A 17,295-nucleotide genomic window follows, 5' to 3' on the forward strand; every position below is an offset into this window, starting at 1 on the left:
CCTTGGGTCCGCCTGACATACGGTCATACAAAAACAGCTTGGCTGGATAAGCGCCCGACAACTCAAGCCTGCCCAATGCGAGCTCCCACCTATGGAGTTCGCATGCTCAAAAGTCGTTCTCTGGCTGCACTTGCTGTCCTCGCAGTAGCAGCAATCAATTCATTTGCCCAGCCTCAGGCAGGTTTCCAAGGCCGCTGGATCACCGATTCCGGCAATCTCGAAGTGGAGATTGCTCCGTGTGCAGACGCATGGTGTGGCACCGTGACCCGCGTCCTGGGGAATAAGTCGATGAGTGCGCCAGGCCAGACGATGGACGCCGCGGATAAACGCTCCGCTCTGGGCATGAAGATCCTCACGGGGCTGAAACCATCAAGCGACAACGCGACGCTTCGCGGCGAGATCTACAACCGCGAAAACGCCAAGACCTACAGCGTTCGACTCGCCCTGGACGGCGATCAACTGGTCGTGAGGCCCTACGTTTTCATTCCCCTTTTTGGCAAGACGCAAGTCTGGCATCGGCCTGCTCAGCCCGCGCCTTCCAAAGCCCTGCCGCCGGGCGGCCCAGCATCCGAACCATCGCGCACTGCATCTACCAAGAAGTCCGCATGAACTTCAGTTCTATCCGAGTTGCCACCTCGGCCATCCTCGCCCTCGCTTTGAGCTCCGGCTGCGAGGCGCAGCCGAAGCCACAGCCGCCGCCGCCGGAGGCAACAGACCCCGTACCACTGCAGTTGATGCAAGGGTTCCACACCTGGAAGTCTCCAGCTACGACAGAAGCTATGCCGACTATTTCTATGGCGTCACCTCCGCGGAAGCGACGGCGTCAAGATCGGCCTAGCAGGCGCGTGGCGCGCGTTCTAAAGCCACACCTTCTAACTGGTGACTTTCGGCGGCAATCAACACTTCTTTCTACACGAGTTCAACGTCATGCTTCTACTCCTGCTCGCCTACCTCGGCGGCGTGCTAACCATCGTTAGCCCTTGCATTCTTCCCGTACTGCCGTTTGTCTTTTCCCGCGCGCAGGCCCCCTTTCTGCGCAGTGGCCTACCCCTGCTGGTTGGCATGGCCTTGACGTTCGCACTTGTGGCTTCACTCGCTGCTGTCGGTGGTGGTTGGGTTGTGGCCGCGAATCAATACGGGCGATGGGCTGCACTGGCGCTGGTGGCGCTCTTCGGCGCCACGTTGCTGTGGCCTCGTGTTGCAGACCGGCTCACGCGCCCCCTCGTCGCATTGGGTTCACGCCTTTCGGAATCCGCCTCAGGCGAGGCACCGCCCAGTGTCGGCGCATCCTTCGTGCTGGGCGCGGCAACGGGGCTGCTGTGGGCGCCCTGTGCAGGCCCGATTCTGGGACTGATCCTTACAGGGGCGGCGCTTCAAGGGGCAAGCCTGTCCAGCAGTCTGCTGTTATTGGCCTACGCGACGGGCGCTGCTACTTCGATGGGGGCTGCACTCCTTCTCGGAGCGAAAGTGTTCGCCGGGATGAAGCGGTCCATCGGTGCAGGGGAAGGGATCCGCAAAGTCTTGGGTGCTGCCATGCTGGCGGGTGTCGCCGCAATCGCGCTTGGGCTCGACACCGGTGCGCTGGCAAATCTTTCCGTAGCTTCCACGGGCGGGCTGGAACAGCGGCTGCTCGCCAAGCTGGGGGGCGAGGCCCGGACGAATTCGGAGAGAGCGGCGTTGACCGTGACGCGCACCAACGGAGAAGCCCCCAGACTTCCGGAGCTTGGCATTGCGCCCCCGCTGGACGGGGCCACCCAGTGGCTCAATGGCAACCGTCCGTCCAACGCTTCCTTGAGTGGCAAGGTGGTGCTAGTCGACTTCTGGACCTACTCTTGCATCAACTGCCTCCGGACGCTTCCCTATGTCAAGGCTTGGGCGAAGAAGTACGGACCGCAGGGCTTGGTGGTGGTCGGAGTGCATGCTCCCGAGTTCGCGTTCGAGCGCGATGTCGATAACGTGAGAAAGGCACTTAAGGATTTGGGCATTGACTATGTCGTGGCAGTTGACAACGACTTCGCCATCTGGCGGGCCTACCGGAATCAGTACTGGCCCGCACATTACTTCATCGACAGCAAGGGGCAAATCCGGCATCAACATTTTGGCGAGGGGAATCACGCTGAATCCGAGCATGTGATTCAACAGTTGTTGCGCGAGTCCGGCGTCAGCGTTGCGGGCGGCGTTGCTGAAGTGCCTGCACAAGGCGTGCAAGCAGCCGCAGACGAAGTTGCTCTGCATTCTGCAGAGACCTACATTGGCTACGAACGTGCCAGCAACTTCGCGTCGCGACCTGCGGCTGCGAGAGACACGGCCACTGAGTACACCCTGCCCAGGGACCTGAGATTGAATGATTGGGGCCTCGCCGGCCGATGGACCATCGGTCGCGAGCGAGCGGTCCTAGATTCCTCAAGGGGCCGCATCGTCTATCGCTTCCATTCCAGGGACCTACACCTAGTCCTTGGGCCGAGTAGTGACGGTCGGCCTGTGCGGTTCAGGGTACTGGTCGACGGCAAGGAGCCGGGCGAAGCGCAGGGCTCGGACGTCAGCGCGGATGGCACTGGTGTCGTCACGGAACAGCGCCTTTACCAACTCGTACGGCAGACCGGCCAAATCGCCGACCGCACCTTCAGCATCGAGTTCCTCGACTCGGGCGCCACTGCTTACTTGTTCACCTTTGGGTGATCCCGCTTGACCGGTCGCCACATCCTAATCTTGGCCGGTGGAGCCCAGCTTCAGCTCGGGCTCCACGGCGCCCGGCGAAACGATGGTGGTGCGAACGCCCGCAGGTGCTTCGGCGCGCAGCCCCTCGGACAGGGCTCGCACGGCGAGCTTGGTCGCGCTGCAGACGGTACCGCTTTCCCAGCGGTGCGATCTTCAACTAGGAGTTCTCCCGTGAGGGTGAGTCCCTGGAAGTGGAAGTTGACGGCCCGCTAACGCTCGATGGTCAAGAGCTGAAGGTCGAGGCTGCCTTGCAGGGCTGCGGCTTGGCCTATGTCTGGAACAACCGCGTAGTCGAGCACCTGGAAGAAGGGGCGCTGTTCCGCTGCCTTGACGATTGGTGCGCCCCAGACGATGGTTTGCATCTGTACTACCCCAGTCATGGCCATTTATCCGCGGGGCTGAAGGCACTGATTAACGTCCTTCGCGCATGACAGCCGAGGACCGCTTGCGGCGAACGACGACATTGATGGCCTGAGGGTGAATGACTCTGACCAGCCTGCAGCGGGCAGCAAAGTGCTCATCGGCAGATCTGTCGCTGGACTACCGTCCTTTGGCCCTTTAACGTTTCTTCCGCTTGCGCCGCCGCAAAGAAGGTTTCCCAAGCATGGGCCTGGCGGCAATCTTGGGAGCCATTTCCACAAGCGATCGAGCCTCCACCGCCGTGAGCATGCGTATCCGCGCTGCTTTCTCAGCCAGCTCGGAGCTAACCATCACGAACTTTTCTGGCGCCACTCCGATTCGTTTCACAGGTTCTCCGAGATCGCTGCCATCTGGTCGGACTCCGAGCTGCCCTACGGGCGGCTGCGCTACAGGAGCGTAAGGCGGCGATTGTCCGGCTCCCCGCCAATGCCTTCGCTGGACGGTTTCGAGTAATCCGGTTCCTCGCACGGAGCATCCGGGACGAGGCTTGTGCTCCGATCAAGGCCCTGCTGGGAAATTTCTCAAGTTCAGTGATGGGCCGACAGGAAATTCTCAACTTGGATGAGCACCGTTTCTCAAGAGCGGTGATTCAGAGTGAGCTAACCTATTGTTTAACCTAGGATCCCACTCTCGACTTAGATGCATGTCAACAGGGGGGGCGGCATTTGGCTAACTTGGGCGTACGCTGCCGAGCTACGAGAAACGCCCCTCGTCAGCTCCAGCGACTTCGGTCGCCCGCAGGGTTCTCGGATGCCGACGGCAAGGCGCTCAAGTTTGCGCGAGTGGGGTTGAAAGAGAACAACCATGTCACGCAAGGGCTGGCTTGAGGGCAGCGATCAAACCTCAGAGAGCGCCGTCGAAGTGAGCCGGGACGCCAGGATCTCCAGCGACGTGGCGCCGCGATAGTTGCCCGGATCCGCCGCTTCGCCGCCATTCGGGTTGTCGTAGGCGCTCCAAGAAGCGGCGATCAACTCTTTGAAGGAGATCTTGCCTTCGAGTTGCTTGCCAACTTCCTTGAAGTTGTAGAGGGTGGATTTGCCGGTGAATCCGTTCATCGCCGTGTAGGCGGGGTTGTCAGCGCTGGTCTCGAGATATGCGTTCGCCGCACCCATATAAGACTTCACCGCGCCTACCAACGCTTGGTCGTTGTTCAGGCGCGCTTCCATGGAGCGCTTGTCGTCGGGGTCAATATCCCCTGTGACTTTGATCTTGCCGTCCTTGACGGTGATGTCCCAGTCTGTCTTGGCCAAATCCGGACGAGCCAGCGCGAGGTTCTTTTGGAACTTCTGCAAGCGGTCCTCGATGGTTTTGATGCTGTCGTCAGCTGCGAGCATCGGGCCCGTTCTCGTAGCCAATGTCTTGGCGTAGAGCGTCTGCTGCTCCGCCGAGTCGGGAGCCGAATAGGTCAGCGTGAGCATGGTGGACGAGTTGCGGTCCAGCGTGCTGGCGGCCGCACTGGCGCTGAAGGTTGGTGCCGAGGGCGCTTGGCTGGCACTTCTGGCGTAGGAGGGGCTGGCAGCCGGGATGGCGGTGACGTTCATTGGTTCTCCCTGAGCTCTAAATACAGCGGCGCTCAGTGGCTTTCGGCAACCGAGCGCCAGCCTTTAGCCGTTTTAGCCGCTTTAGCCGCTTTAACCGTGTTAGCCGTTTTGATTCGTCCCGAGCCCAGGGGAGCCCCGCACACCCAGCGCGTTCGTCAGTGACTCATGGACTGACCGCTGCCGGCCTTGCACGGATGCGCATCACCAGGATGGCAGCCAGCACGCAGGCAGTGCCCGCCGCGATCAGCGCGGGGGTGTAGGTCAGCAGCAGGGTGCGGGTGAGCCCGGCACCGTAGGCCGCCACGGCCGCTCCCAGCTGATGGGCCGCAAACACCCATCCAAACACCAGCCCGGCCTTTTCCTTTCCGAAGGCCTGCCCGGTGAGCTTCACGGTCGGGGGCACGGTCGCAATCCAATCGAGCCCGTAGAACATGGCGAACAGGGACAAGCCATAGAGACTGAAGGTCGAGAACGGCAGCCAGTAGAGCGAGAGGCCCCGCAAGCCGTAGTACCAGAAGAGCAGCTTGCGATTGTCGAAGCGGTCGGACAGATAGCCCGACAGCGTGGTGCCCACCAGGTCAAAAGCGCCCATCATCGCCAGGACGGAAGCGGCGGGCACCGCACTGAGCCCGTTGTCGCCGCACAGCGAGATGAAGTGGGTTTGCACCAGTCCGTTGGTGCTCAGGCCGCAGATGAAGAACGTCCCGGCCAGGATCCAGAACGTGCGGTTCTTCGAAGCCTCGACCAAGGTCAGGAAGGGCGTGCGGAGGTTGAAGGCAGGAGGCGCAACGGGAGCCTCCAGCCCTGCGTCCTCCGGGTCGCCAAAGGCGCGAAGGCCGATATCCCGCGGATGGTCCCGCATGAACAGCGCCGCCAGTGTGCCCACCGCGAGGCAGGCAATGACGATCGGGAACACGGCATATCGCCATCCCAGGTGCTCGATGATCCAGGCCGCGGCCGGCAGGAAGATGAGCTGCCCGGTCGCCGTGCTGGCCGCAAACAACCCCACCACCAGACCACGATTGCGGGTGAACCAGCGGTTGGCCACCATGGCACCCAGCACGAGCGCCGTCAGCCCGGTGCCGCAGCCCAGCACCAGGCCCCAGAGCAGGAAGAGCTGCCAGAGCTGCGTCACCATCGTGGCCAGGCCCATGGCGACGGCAATCAGGCTTGCCGCAGCGACCATGATCCGGCTGAGCCCGAACCGCGCGATGAACAGCGCCGAGAAGGGGCCTAGCAGGCCGAACAGCGCGAAGCGGACGGCGAAAACGGAAGACAGCTGATCCGTCGTCCAGCCAAACTCCCGGCTCAGGGGCTGCAACATGGCGCCGGGAAGACCCAGTGCTGCCGAAGTGGTCAGCATGGCGAAAAAAGTGACCGCTGCGACGACCCATGCGTAATGGATGCCGCGTTGGCGCAGAGCGGTGGAGGTGGCCTTGGCGAGCATCAATGGGCTCCAACGTTTGCAGATACAATGATTGTAGATACAAGTTGACCCTCTTGCCGAGGAGAAAGTCATGCCCTCCCGTTCCCCGTCCGCGCCCAAGGGATGCAGCAGCCTGAAGTTGAGGCAGGTCTCCCGGCGGGTCAGCCAGATGTTTGACGAATACGTCGCTCAGGCAGGCCTGAAGACGACTCAGTATTCGCTGCTGTCGCATATCGTGCGGCTGGGTCCGGTGCAACCGGGCAAGCTGGCGGCAGCCATGGAGATGGAAGCGTCCACGCTCACCCGCAACTTGCAGGTGCTGGTCGCCCAGGGATGGGCGGAGATCATGGAGGGGACGGATGGCCGCAGTCGTCTGGTCCAAGCCACGAGCGAAGGCGTGAAGATGCAGGCGGCGGCCAAGAAGCAGTGGGCGCGGGCCCAGCAGGCCTTCAACGAGCAGCTCGGTGAACCGTTGGTGTCCCGCCTGCATGCGGTGCTGGACGAATGCCTGCAGGCCATGCGTGCGGAAGTGCCGCCGTCCGAATCGCCATGAAGACCGGCGTGCCGCCCCAGCCGGATGGACGCTGGATACCCGCGTTCCTCGCCTAAGGCCGGGTGCGTATCGTCCCAACCGGCGCCGGGACGCTCTTCGCCTCCTGACGCGCCGGGTTCAGATGCGCATCCCAGTACGGCGGATCACCGAATGCCTCCCGGAGAAACGTCACCAGCGCCCGCAGTTTGGCGGAGGCTCGGCGGCCTTCCGAATGCGCCAGGTAGATCACCTCCTCGGGGGCCTGCCGCCCGACGTCCAGCACTTCCAAATGGCCCCGCGCGATGTCCGGGCCGACGATGAACCCCGGAAGCATCGCCACCCCCAGCCCTGCCAGGGCAGCATCCCGCATCACATCCCCATTGTTGACCCTGAGCGCTGCGGGAGGCCGGATCCGTTCCGGACCCGCCTCTCCGAGAAACGTCCAGTCGGCGATGCCGCGGTTGAAGTAGTAGATGGCCCGATGCGCCGCCAGCGCGTCGAGAGACTCCGGCCTGCCATGCCGTTCCAGGTAAGCCGGGGAGGCCACGAGCACCCGCTGGCTGCGCGCCAGCGGCCAGGCCACCAGCCGTGAGTCGTCCACGACGCCGTGGCGGATCACGGCATCAAAGCCGTCGGCGGCCGCATCGACCCGCCGGTCATCCAGTTCCAGTGTCAGCGAGATGCCGGGATGCAGGGCCAGAAACGGATACAGCGCAGGCCCCAGATGCATCCGGCCGAAGGTGACCGGCGCTGACAGCCGCATCGGGCCTTCCAGCGTGCCGCGGCGCTCTGCCGCCTCCGCCGTCGCTTCGTTCACCTCCGCCAGGATGCGGGCCGCCCGGTCGAAGAAGGCCGACCCGTCCTGCGTCAGCGTGAGCTTGCGCGTCGTGCGCTGGAAGAGGGCGGCGCCCAGGCTGCGTTCCAGCTCCACCAGCCGTTCACTCACCACGGACTTCGACAGGGACAGTCGCCTTGCAGCGGCGCTGATCGACCCCGCTTCGGCGATGGCAACAAAGGTGGCAATGCCCTCGAGCTTCAGCATGGGAGAGAGCGCCAGCGGCGCCTTCACGAGATGGGCTGCATCCTAGCGGAGCACCGGTGGACCGAAGAACAGGAATACCCGGCGGCGCGAGGACCGAGGGCTGGATTGTCCGGTTCCGGAGAACAGCAGTTCCTGCTTTCAACGGCTTCTCCCCGCGCGGCCCGGCCCACACACTCTGATCCATCGATCCCGGATGTTTCAAGGGACCGACAGCCCTCCAAGTCCCATCCCCCATCTTCTCTCCAAGGAGTAGCCCGTGAAACTGCATCTTCGACATGTCCTGACGACGGCCCTGCTGGCCGCGTCCGCCTTGACCCTCCATCAGCCCGCCCGGGCCGAGGTGGAGCCCCTGCCTTCCAGCTTCCAGACCCGCGACATCGCCACCAATGGCACCACCCTGCATGTGCGAGTGGGCGGCACCGGCCCGGCGGTCGTGCTGATCCACGGTTTCGGGGACACCGGCGACATGTGGACGCCGCTGGCCACCGAGCTGGTGAAAACCCATCGGGTGGTGATTCCGGACCTGCGCGGCATGGGTCTGTCCGCCAAGCCCGAGGCGGGCTACGACAAGATGAACCAGGCCAAGGACATCCGCGGCGTGCTGGACCAACTGGGGATCGAGCAGGCCGATGTCGTCGGCCACGACATCGGCGTGATGGTGTCCTATGCCTACGCTGCCAGCTATCCGGCCAAAACGACCCGGCTGGTGGTGATGGACGCACCGCTTCCGGGCATTCCTCCCTGGGACGAAGTGGTGCGCGACCCCAGGCTTTGGCACTTCGACTTCTATGGCGAAGACGTCTTCCGCCTGGTCAAGGGGCGCGAGCGCATCTTCCTCGATCGTTTCTACAACGACTTCGGCGGACAGCCCGCCAAGATCGATGAAAGCACGCGCAATCACTACGCCAGGCTGTATGCCCTCCCGGGTGCGATGAAGGCGTCGCTGTCCCAGTTCCATGCCTTCCGTACCGACGCCAAGGACAACCAGCTGGCGATGAAGACCAAGCTCACCATGCCGGTGCTGGCGATTGGCGGCGAGAAGTCGTTTGCGGGGCTGGAAGCCGTCACCCTGCGCAATGCGGCCACCGACGTCACCGAACTGGTGATCCCGCGGGCGGGCCACTGGCTGATGGAAGAAGAGCCACAAGCCACCACACGCGGTATTGTGGAGTTCCTCGGCAAGCGTTGAGGCGGTCTTGCCGCCGGGCGGACCCTCGCGATGTCCGGGCGGCGCCTCCTCTCAGGTGGAATCACCGGGCCCTGTGGAAGGGCCCTTTCATGGAGTCAACATGGACCTGAAACTTCAAGGCAAGACCGCTCTGGTGAGCGGCAGCACGGCCGGCATCGGCCACGCCATTGCGCACACGCTGGCCCAGGAGGGCGCGCGGGTGATCGTCAATGGGCGCAGCCAGTCGTCGGTGGACGAGGTGGTCGAGCGCATGCGCTCGGAGACCGGCGGCACGGTCGAGGGCTTCGCGGGAGACCTCAGCCAGGCAGACGCCGCCCAGGCAGTGGTCCAGCGCTTCCCCGGCATCGACATCCTCGTCAACAACCTGGGCATCTTCGAACCCAAGCCCTTCGAGGACATCCCGGATGAAGACTGGATGCGCTTCTTCGATGTGAACGTGGTGAGCGGGGTCCGGCTGTCTCGCCTGGTGCTGCCGGGCATGAAGGCCGCCAACTGGGGACGGATCATCTTCATCTCCAGCGAAAGCGGCGTGCAGATTCCTGCCGAGATGATCCATTACGGCGTCACCAAGACCGCCCAGCTGGCGGTGTCCCGCGGATTGGCCGAATCCGTCGCAGGGACGGGGATCACCGTCAACAGCGTGCTGCCGGGGCCGACGCGGTCACGCGGCGTGGGCGACTTCGTCCAGGAAATGGCCCGCAGCGGCGGCACGTCCTTCGAGGCGGTCGAGGCCGAGTTCTTCGACAAGGTGCGCCCGACCTCGCTGATCCGTCGATTCGCCACGCCGCAGGAGGTGGCGTCGCTGGTCGCGTATGTGGCGAGCCCGCTGTCCTCGGCCACGACCGGCGCAGCACTGCGCGTGGACGGTGGCGTGGTCAAGAGCGCGTTCTGAGCGCTCGCCGGCGGCGCCGGTTCAGCCGAAGGTGAACGCGTAGGCGCGCAGGCCCGGCTCCAGCACCTCGAGCTCGAAGGTCCGCTCCACCGGGGAGCCCTTTTGTCTCACCAGCTGATAAAGCCGGTGGGAGGTGACGGTGCCAAAACCCTGCGCGTCCACGTCGCTGCCGTGGTCATCCCCGGGCGGCTTGCCGTCGATGCGGACCCGGAACCGCACCGGCGCCTGGCCCTCCGTGCCCATCACGAGGTGGAGATCACGGGCCCGGAATCGATAGAGCAGGCGTGCTCCGGGTTGGCGACCCAGCACGTACTCGGCCTCGTTCGTCCAGGTGCCGGCGAGCGTCCATTCGTTGCTGCGAAGTCCCGTCGTCACCGGCCAGGCATGGTCCTTGGCAAATCGGTAGCCACCCCCCGCCGACACAAAGCCTTCCGCCCGCGCAATGCCGAGATACGTCTCTTCCGATCCAGCCCGCATGCCCGAGGGCGCGGCCTGCGTGCCAGCACCCTGCGGAGTGACCAGGCCCGTAGGCACCGCCGCGGCGCCGGCCTCCTTCAACAGCCGCTGGATGAGTTGCTCCGCTTCCGCGTAGCGACCTTCGCCGTACTGACGCTGCCGGAGCTGCCCGTTGCGATCCACAAAATACAGCGCCGGCCAGGCCCGGTTGCCGAAGGCATCCCACACTGCATTGCTCGCGTCCAGGGCCACCGGGTAGTCGATGCCCAACTGGTCCACCGCCTGCTTCACATTCGATGGCATCTTCTCGAATGCGAACTCCGGGGTGTGCACACCAATCACGACCAGTCCGGACGACTTGTATTTCTCGGCCCAGGCTTTGACGTAGGGCAGGGTGCGCAGGCAGTTGATGCAGGAGTAGGTCCAGAAGTCCACCAGCACGACTTTCCCGCGCAGATCCTCCGGGCGCAGTACCGGCGCGTTCAGCCAGCCCGTGGCGCCAGAGAGAGCCACCAAAGGCGCCTGCGCCGTTGCGGGTTGGCTCCACGAAGACAGTTCGCCGGCGGCCAGGCGCGGGCCGATGCCCGCCAGGCCGCCAGCCACCAGCAATCCCGCTACAAGGGTGGTGATCGTTCTCGTCATGGTGAAGTCCTCGAACGGCCAGCCGGACGCCGTGACCGTGGAGTGTGTCTCAAATCAGCCGCAAGGTGACCGCCTTGAGCGTGGCCGCGGCGCGCGTGGTGCATTCCAGCTTGCGGAAGATGTTCTCGAGATGGGCGCGGACGGTGCTCGGGCTGATGCTCAACACCCGCGCGGCTTCCTTGTTGCTGTCGCCACAGGCAATGCGGCGAAGCACCTGGATTTCGCGGTCGGTGAGCAGGGACGCACCCGGGCCCGCAGCCGGGCTGGCGTCCGGACCAGCGGCCGGACCGGACACCGCTCTGTCATCGAGCGCGCGCACCACGTCCGGATCCAATCGACCGGCCTGTGCCTCCGCCTGCAAGTGAGCCAGCGTGGCGGCCTCATCCAGTGGGGCTGCGCCCGGCCGACCGGTCTGGAGACGCACGGCACACACTGCGGTGGCCAGTACCCGCGCCTCCTCCGAAATGGAGTCGCCGGCGACGCCGCGGTAGTAGCCCGAGCCATCCAGGCGTTCCTCCACGTAAGAGGCGAGCAGGGCCTCTTCCCGCAGCGCCTCGATCCGTCGCCCCGCGCGTTCGGCCCAGTAGGGCACCAGCCGCACACGCTCCTGATCCGCCTCGCCGAGAGGCGCACCAGCCTCCAGCACCAGGTTGGGCACCGACGCCCGGCCGATGCCGTGGATGAGGCCGGCCCGGTACACCCGAAGCTGTGCATCGGCGCCCAGGCCCAGCCGCTCCGCACATCGGCGGGCCGTCTCGGCCACGCGGCGCGACAGGCCGGTCATCCAGGGAAACTTGAGGTCGATGACGTCCGCCACCAGCTCCAGCGCTGCCAGACGGTCGTGGGTCCCAAACGCGGCCTTCAGGGCGGGACTGGAAGCGCCGCCCTGATCCAGGGCATCCATCCACTCGGCCGCATGATGGCGGGCTAACGCCACCATGGTCGCCGGATAGCGGCTCCCCGCACGCTCATCCATCACCTGCAGCGCGGTCACCAGTCCGTGGGTGCGCGTGAGGATCTCGAGGTCGCCCGCCACGGACACATGGAAGACGGTCTGCGGCACGTCCTCGCCGCGCAGTTGCTGGGGCTGTCCCTGACCGTCCCAGGTCTCGAACATGTAGCGCATGGTCGCCTGCACGGCGGGGGGCAGCCCCAGTGTCCTGGCAACCACTTCGGTCACTTCGCAATGGATGCGCGCCATCGGACCCACACTGGCCGCGAGCCGGCTGGCTTCCGCCTGGGACGTCTGCGCCAGCATGGCGCGCCGCCCCCCGACGTCGTCGCCCATCATCTCGGCAAATTCGGGCGCGTTGGCGGTGCAACCGCACCACCGCAGCAGTGCCGACCATGCCGCATTCACCCCGGTGTCGCGATCCTCGCCGCTGACCTCCGCCAGGCGGGCCGCCAGCCAGGCCGTCCGTGCGGAGTGATCCACTGGCTGGCCCATGCTGAGGTCCCCGACGAAGGCGAGCGCGGAGATGGCATCAAATACCGGGATGGTGGCGGCGTGGGGGCTCATGCGTTCAGCGAGAGTTCTGGACAGCGTCCAGGATGACCGCGGCCACCGAAGCGGGCTGCGACTGCTGCGGTACGTGGCTCGCCTTCACCTCGGTGACGCGGGCATTGATCTGCTTGGCGAAGTCGCGCTGCAGCGCCGGCTGGATCATGTGGTCGCTGGCCGCCACCACATACCAGCTGGGCTTGGTCTTCCAGGCTGCCACACTGACCTTTTCGCCGAAGGCCTTGGCGGCAATCGGCCCCTGGGTCGCGGCCATCACCGACGTTTGCGAAGCGGGCAGGTCCTGGGCGAAGTACCGGCTCATGCCTTCGTCCGTCAGCCGCAGGTAACCGGCGGCATCCGGCTGGATGTGGGCCACGCCAGCCGGCGCGGGATAGGCCTTGCCCAGGTCGGACACCGCCTGGCCTGCATCGGGCGCAAAGGCCGCCACGTAGACCAGGCTGGCGACCTTGCTGTTGGCGCCGGCCTGCGTGATCACCGTGCCACCCCAGGAGTGGCCGACCAACACCACCTTGCCAGGGGCCGCGTCAATGGCGCGCTTGGCTGCTGCGACGTCATCGTCCAGCGAAGTCAGCGGGTTCTGCACCGCCGTCACCCGCACGCCCTTGGCCTGCAGGAGGGGAATGACCTTGGCCCAATCGGAGCCGTCGGCAAACGCGCCGTGGACGATCACCACGGAGGGTTGGGGGCTCGGCTCGGCGGCATGGGCGCCCAGACCGAAGGTCAGTGCGGCGGCGGCGATGGTCAGCTTGGCAAAGTTCATGGTGATCTCCTGAAAGGGTGGACAACGGGATGAACTGTCCGCTTTCAGGCCGCCAGAGGATATCGGATGAATGTCCAGGTCCCGGCGGTCGATGCGCCGGGGCATCACAGGGACGCGGCGGCCGACGCCATCAGTTCCCTGAACCAAGGCATGTCCCAATCGGCATTCCGGACTGCCTGGCAGCATTTCACAATCCCCGTGTGCACGTCGGAAGCGCTGGGGCTGACCGTGTCGCAGAATCAGAGCAGGCCCCCTCCGGCACATCCGGTGACGAAGGGAGAGACCGCTAGATTGAGAGCAGAGAGGCTTGGTGTCCATGAGATTCCTCCGCAACCTTTCGATCCGACAGCGCCTGCTGGGAAGCACGCTGCTGTTGTGTCTGTTGATCATCGGGCTGGGGGCCTGGTCGGCGATCAGCCTGGACCACCTGCAGAACCGCTCCTCGGACCTGCTGGACCGGCAGAGCCAGACGGCCCAGGACACGGCCCGCATCCTGGCCTCCCTGGAGCGCATCCAGCGGCTCGAGCAGTCGGTGATGCTCAATGGCAACAACACCAACGAAGCCGGCGAGCACCATGCGCAGTGGAAGAAGACGGTGGCGGACATGCGTGCCCAGCTCAAGTCGGTCATGACGACCCCGGAGCGGGAACAGGCGCTTGCGCCGGCGCTGGCGGGCTTCGAGGCCCACGTCAAGCCGCTGGCCGACATCCTGCAGCAGGTGGTGGACGCCAAAATGGATCCGTCGGCTGCATTTGCCTATGCTGGCCAGGCACAAGCCGACCTGGACACCGCCCGAACGGTGTTCAACAAATGGGTGGAGGACACCCAGGCGGCGGTCATCGCCGAGCGGGAGGCAGACCAGGCATCGTCCTCGCTGCAATCGAAGATTCGTCTGGGCGGGTTGGTGGTGATCATTGCGCTGGTCAGCGGCTTGATGTTGGCGCTGGTGCGCTCCATCCTGACGCCGCTGGGCCGGGCGTCCGAGGTGGCCAAGCGCATCGCTCGCGGCGACCTGACCGCGGACATCGTGGTGCAGGGACGTGACGAAGTCGCCGCCTTCATGCAGACGCTGGCGGACATGCAGATGTCGCTGCGGGAAATCGTCGGCCAGGTGCGGCAAAGCGCGGAAAGCATCCGCATTGCCAGCGATGAAGTCGCCACCGGCAATCTGGACCTGAGCCAGCGGACCGAACAGACGGCGTCCAACCTCCAGGAAACCGCGGCCTCGATGGAGGAGCTGACCTCCACCGTGCGGCACAGCGCGCAAGCCGCGCTGCAGGCGCGTGAGCTGGCGACGTCGGCCTCCACCGTGGCGGACCGCGGCGGGCAGATGGTCGGGCAGGTCGTTCGCACCATGGGTGACATCAACCTGTCGTCCCGCAAGATTTCGGACATCACCGGCGTCATCGACACCATTGCGTTCCAGACCAACATCCTGGCGCTGAATGCGGCCGTGGAAGCGGCGAGGGCCGGTGAACAGGGGCGCGGTTTTGCGGTGGTGGCGAGCGAGGTGCGAGGCCTGGCGCAGCGCAGTGCCGAGGCAGCCAAGGAGATCAAGGCGCTGATCGGGGAATCGGTCGAGCGTGTGGAGGGCGGCAGCCGCCAGGTGGTGGAGGCCGGCGACACGATGGGGGAACTGGTCGCCTCCGTCCGCAAGGTCAGCGACATCATTGGCGAGATCAGCCAGGCGGCGGACCGGCAGAGCCAGGGCATCGGCGAGGTCGGAGCGGCGGTCACGGTGCTGGACCAGATGACGCAGCAGAATGCGGCGCTGGTGGAGCAGTCCGCTGCGGCGGCGGAGAGCTTGAAGAACCAGGCGCGGCAGCTGTCGGATGTGGTGGCGACCTTCCGGCTGGATGCGGAGCTCGAGGCAAAGCCTCAGTCATAAAAAAAAGGGCCCTGCTCACACAGGGCCCCTTGGGGCCACCAGCCTCATTACTGGCAGACTCGCTGACAGACTCGCTGGCGGCATACGGCGGACCGTTCGCGTTCGCGGGTTGGGCCGACGGCATCAAGCCGCAGCAACCGCCTCCCGCACCTTCCTCGGCGCCAGTGCATGCTGCTCGAACTGCATCGAGAACGACGCACGCCCTGACGAGAGCGCACGCAGCTGTCCGATGTAGCCGAACATCTCGCTCAGCGGGACCTGCGCCTCAATCACCACGGCCGTGCCTCGCAGCGACTGACCGCGCACCAGACCGCGCCTGCGGTTCAGGTCGCCAATGCAGTCGCCGAGCGATTCCGCGGGCGTGACGACTTCCACCGCCATCACCGGCTCCAGCAGTTGCGGATCCGCCTTCGCAAAGGCTTCACGCGCCGCTGCTGCCGCCGCCAGCTCGAAGGCCAGGGCCGACGAATCGCGTTCGTGGAAACCGCCGTCCAGCAGCGTGGCCTGGAAATCCACGCACGGGAAGCCGGCGATCACGCCCTGCAGCGCCGCACGCCGAATGCCCGCTTCCACCGCAGGAATGAACTCGCGGGGAATCGCGCCACCGACAATGCGGCTCTCGAATCGGACGCCTTCACCCCGGGCCAGCGGCTCGAAGCGCAGTCGTACCTCGGCAAACTGCCCGGGACCGCCGGTCTGCTTCTTGTGGATGTGATGGACTTCCACCACCTCCGCCAAGGTCTCGCGATAAGCCACCTGCGGTCGCCCGACCTGGACCTCCACGCCGTGCTGGGCACGCAGCTTCTCGACCGCCACCTCCAGTTGCAGCTCGCCCATGCCCGAGAGCAGGGTCTGGCCGGTTTCGGCGTCGTGCCGCATCCGCAGGCTCGGATCTTCCCGCAGCATCGACTGCAGCGCCTTGGACAGCGGGGCCACGTCCTCACGGGTCCTGGGCTCGATGGCCACCTCGATCACCGGTTCCGGAATGCTGATCTCCTCCAGATGCAGTGGGCTGCGAGGATCACACAAGGTGTCGCCCGTCAGGGTGTCCTTCAGGCCGATGACCGCGGCGATGTCGCCGGCACGGATCTCCTCCCGTTCCACGCGCTGGTCCGCATGCACTTCGTACAGCCGACCCGCCCGTTCCATCCGGCCGGTGGTGGCGTCCAGGACCGCATCACCGCGCCGCAGGCGGCCGCGATAGACCCGCACGAACACCATCGTCCCGTGACCGTCCGCCGCCACCTTGAAGGCCAGGGCGGCAAAAGGCCCGTCCGGATCGGACGCGAGCGACGAGGCTGCATCGACATCCTCGCGCCGCACGTCTTCAGGCGCCGGGAGGTAGTCCACCACGGCATCGAGCAAGGGCTCCACACCTCGGTTGCGGTAGGCCGAGCCCGCCAGGGCCGGCACCCACGCCCCCGACAGCACGCCGCGACGCACGCACTGGCGGATCGCAGCCGGCGAGGGCGTGACGCCGTCCAGATAGGCGGCCAGCAGCGCGTCATCCTGCTCCAGCACCGTGTCCAGCAGTCGCGTGCGATGCGCCTGCGCCTGCTCCAGCATCTCAGGCGGTACGTCCGATTCCACATAGGGCGCGCGGGCATCGTCACGTTCCCACACCAGCGCTTTCATGGTGATGAGATCCACCACACCGCGGAAGCCGGCTTCTGCACCGATGGGCAGTTGCAGCGGCAGCACCGTCGCACCGAGTCGCTCTTCCATCATGGCGACGACGCGCAGGAAGTCCGCCCCGACGCGGTCGAGCTTGTTGATGAAGGCGATACGGGGCACCCGGTACTTGTCGGCCAGGCGCCAGTTGGTCTCGGTCTGGGGTTCCACGCCGGCCACGCCGTCGAAAACGACCACGGCACCGTCCAGCACCCGCAGGGAACGATTGACCTCGATGTTGAAGTCGATGTGTCCCGGCGTGTCGATCAGGTTGAGCTGCGTGCCCTTCCATGGCACCGACACCGCGGCACTGTTGATGGTGATGCCGCGTTTGCGCTCTTGCGGATCGAAGTCCATGCGGGTGGTGCCGTCATTGACGTCGCCAATGCGATGGCTCTGCCCCGTATAGAACAGGATGCGTTCGGTGGTGGTGGTTTTGCCGGCGTCGACGTGGGCAATGACGCCGAGATTGCGCACAGGGGTGGAGAAAGCAGACATGGTGAATCCTTCATTCGGAATCTGAGGGCAAGACGCTGCCCTCAGGCGGATTCACCTGATGCGGGCTAACGTCGGAAAGAGGGCGGCTGAATGCCGGA

General features: G+C 65.2%; 14 protein-coding genes and 1 pseudogene. 7 read left to right on the plus strand and 8 right to left on the minus strand.

What is annotated here, in order from left to right:
- Positions 1 to 102: 102 nt before the first annotated feature.
- Both DES44_RS00925 and DES44_RS00930 read left to right on the plus strand, forming a co-directional pair.
- Positions 103 to 609: a DUF2147 domain-containing protein gene (locus tag DES44_RS00925; RefSeq protein WP_083525864.1), complete on the plus strand. Its 507-nt coding sequence runs from the start codon at positions 103 to 105 to the stop codon at positions 607 to 609.
- A 318-nt stretch (positions 610 to 927) separates the two neighbouring features.
- Positions 928 to 2,679, plus strand: a complete 1,752-nt coding sequence (locus DES44_RS00930; protein WP_058936606.1) for a cytochrome c biogenesis protein DipZ — start codon at positions 928 to 930, stop codon at positions 2,677 to 2,679.
- Positions 2,680 to 2,706: 27 nt separating this feature from the next.
- On the opposite strand, the pseudogene DES44_RS25220 reads toward DES44_RS00930, so the two are convergent.
- Positions 2,707 to 2,850, minus strand: a pseudogene (locus DES44_RS25220) (oxidoreductase); the annotation flags it as partial.
- Between the two features lie 59 nt (positions 2,851 to 2,909).
- Between DES44_RS25220 and DES44_RS26040 the strand changes: the two are divergent.
- Positions 2,910 to 3,149 carry a LysR substrate-binding domain-containing protein gene (locus DES44_RS26040; RefSeq protein ID WP_198164830.1) on the plus strand — a complete coding sequence of 80 codons (240 nt, stop codon included), beginning with the start codon at positions 2,910 to 2,912 and terminating at the stop codon, positions 3,147 to 3,149.
- Between the two features lie 825 nt (positions 3,150 to 3,974).
- Here DES44_RS26040 and DES44_RS00940 read toward each other — a convergent pair.
- Positions 3,975 to 4,679, minus strand: coding sequence for a hypothetical protein (locus DES44_RS00940; protein WP_058936605.1), 705 nt, complete (start codon positions 4,677 to 4,679; stop codon positions 3,975 to 3,977).
- A gap of 163 nt (positions 4,680 to 4,842) precedes the next feature.
- Positions 4,843 to 6,126, minus strand: coding sequence for an MFS transporter (locus DES44_RS00945; RefSeq protein ID WP_058936604.1), 1,284 nt, complete (start codon positions 6,124 to 6,126; stop codon positions 4,843 to 4,845).
- Positions 6,127 to 6,196: 70 nt separating this feature from the next.
- Between DES44_RS00945 and DES44_RS00950 the strand changes: the two genes are divergently transcribed.
- Positions 6,197 to 6,658, plus strand: coding sequence for a MarR family winged helix-turn-helix transcriptional regulator (locus tag DES44_RS00950; protein ID WP_058936603.1), 462 nt, complete (start codon positions 6,197 to 6,199; stop codon positions 6,656 to 6,658).
- A gap of 52 nt (positions 6,659 to 6,710) precedes the next feature.
- On the opposite strand, the gene DES44_RS00955 is transcribed toward DES44_RS00950, so the two are convergent.
- Entirely contained in the window at positions 6,711 to 7,679 is a 969-nt protein-coding gene (locus tag DES44_RS00955) for a LysR family transcriptional regulator (protein ID WP_058937619.1), read from the minus strand.
- Positions 7,680 to 7,941: 262 nt separating this feature from the next.
- On the opposite strand from DES44_RS00955, the gene DES44_RS00960 reads away from it, so the two are divergent.
- A complete protein-coding gene (locus DES44_RS00960) occupies positions 7,942 to 8,868 on the plus strand; it encodes an alpha/beta fold hydrolase (RefSeq protein WP_375137504.1) in 927 nt (308 codons plus the stop codon).
- Between the two features lie 100 nt (positions 8,869 to 8,968).
- Positions 8,969 to 9,760 (plus strand): SDR family NAD(P)-dependent oxidoreductase, encoded by a 792-nt coding sequence (locus DES44_RS00965; RefSeq protein WP_058936602.1) that lies wholly within the window; start codon positions 8,969 to 8,971, stop codon positions 9,758 to 9,760.
- Between the two features lie 21 nt (positions 9,761 to 9,781).
- On the opposite strand, the gene DES44_RS00970 is transcribed toward DES44_RS00965, so the two are convergent.
- Genes DES44_RS00970 through DES44_RS00980 form a run of 3 tightly spaced genes read right to left on the minus strand, consistent with a single transcriptional unit; the run spans position 9,782 to position 13,140 of the window.
- Positions 9,782 to 10,858 (minus strand): redoxin family protein, encoded by a 1,077-nt coding sequence (locus DES44_RS00970; RefSeq protein WP_083525863.1) that lies wholly within the window; start codon positions 10,856 to 10,858, stop codon positions 9,782 to 9,784.
- 49 nt (positions 10,859 to 10,907) lie between these two features.
- Entirely contained in the window at positions 10,908 to 12,377 is a 1,470-nt protein-coding gene (locus tag DES44_RS00975; protein WP_083525862.1) for an HD domain-containing phosphohydrolase, read from the minus strand.
- Between the two features lie 4 nt (positions 12,378 to 12,381).
- Entirely contained in the window at positions 12,382 to 13,140 is a 759-nt protein-coding gene (locus tag DES44_RS00980; RefSeq protein ID WP_058936599.1) for an alpha/beta fold hydrolase, read from the minus strand.
- Positions 13,141 to 13,456: 316 nt separating this feature from the next.
- On the opposite strand from DES44_RS00980, the gene DES44_RS25885 reads away from it, so the two are divergent.
- Positions 13,457 to 15,028 (plus strand): methyl-accepting chemotaxis protein, encoded by a 1,572-nt coding sequence (locus tag DES44_RS25885; protein WP_058936598.1) that lies wholly within the window; start codon positions 13,457 to 13,459, stop codon positions 15,026 to 15,028.
- A gap of 123 nt (positions 15,029 to 15,151) precedes the next feature.
- On the opposite strand, the gene fusA is transcribed toward DES44_RS25885, so the two are convergent.
- The gene (gene fusA / locus DES44_RS00990) at positions 15,152 to 17,197 is read right to left on the minus strand and encodes an elongation factor G (RefSeq protein ID WP_058936597.1); all 2,046 of its coding nucleotides are present in this window, start codon (positions 17,195 to 17,197) and stop codon (positions 15,152 to 15,154) included.
- Positions 17,198 to 17,295 lie beyond the last annotated feature (98 nt).

The organism is Roseateles depolymerans (assembly GCF_003387155.1).
Taxonomy (GTDB): Bacteria; Pseudomonadota; Gammaproteobacteria; order Burkholderiales; family Burkholderiaceae_C; genus Roseateles; species Roseateles depolymerans.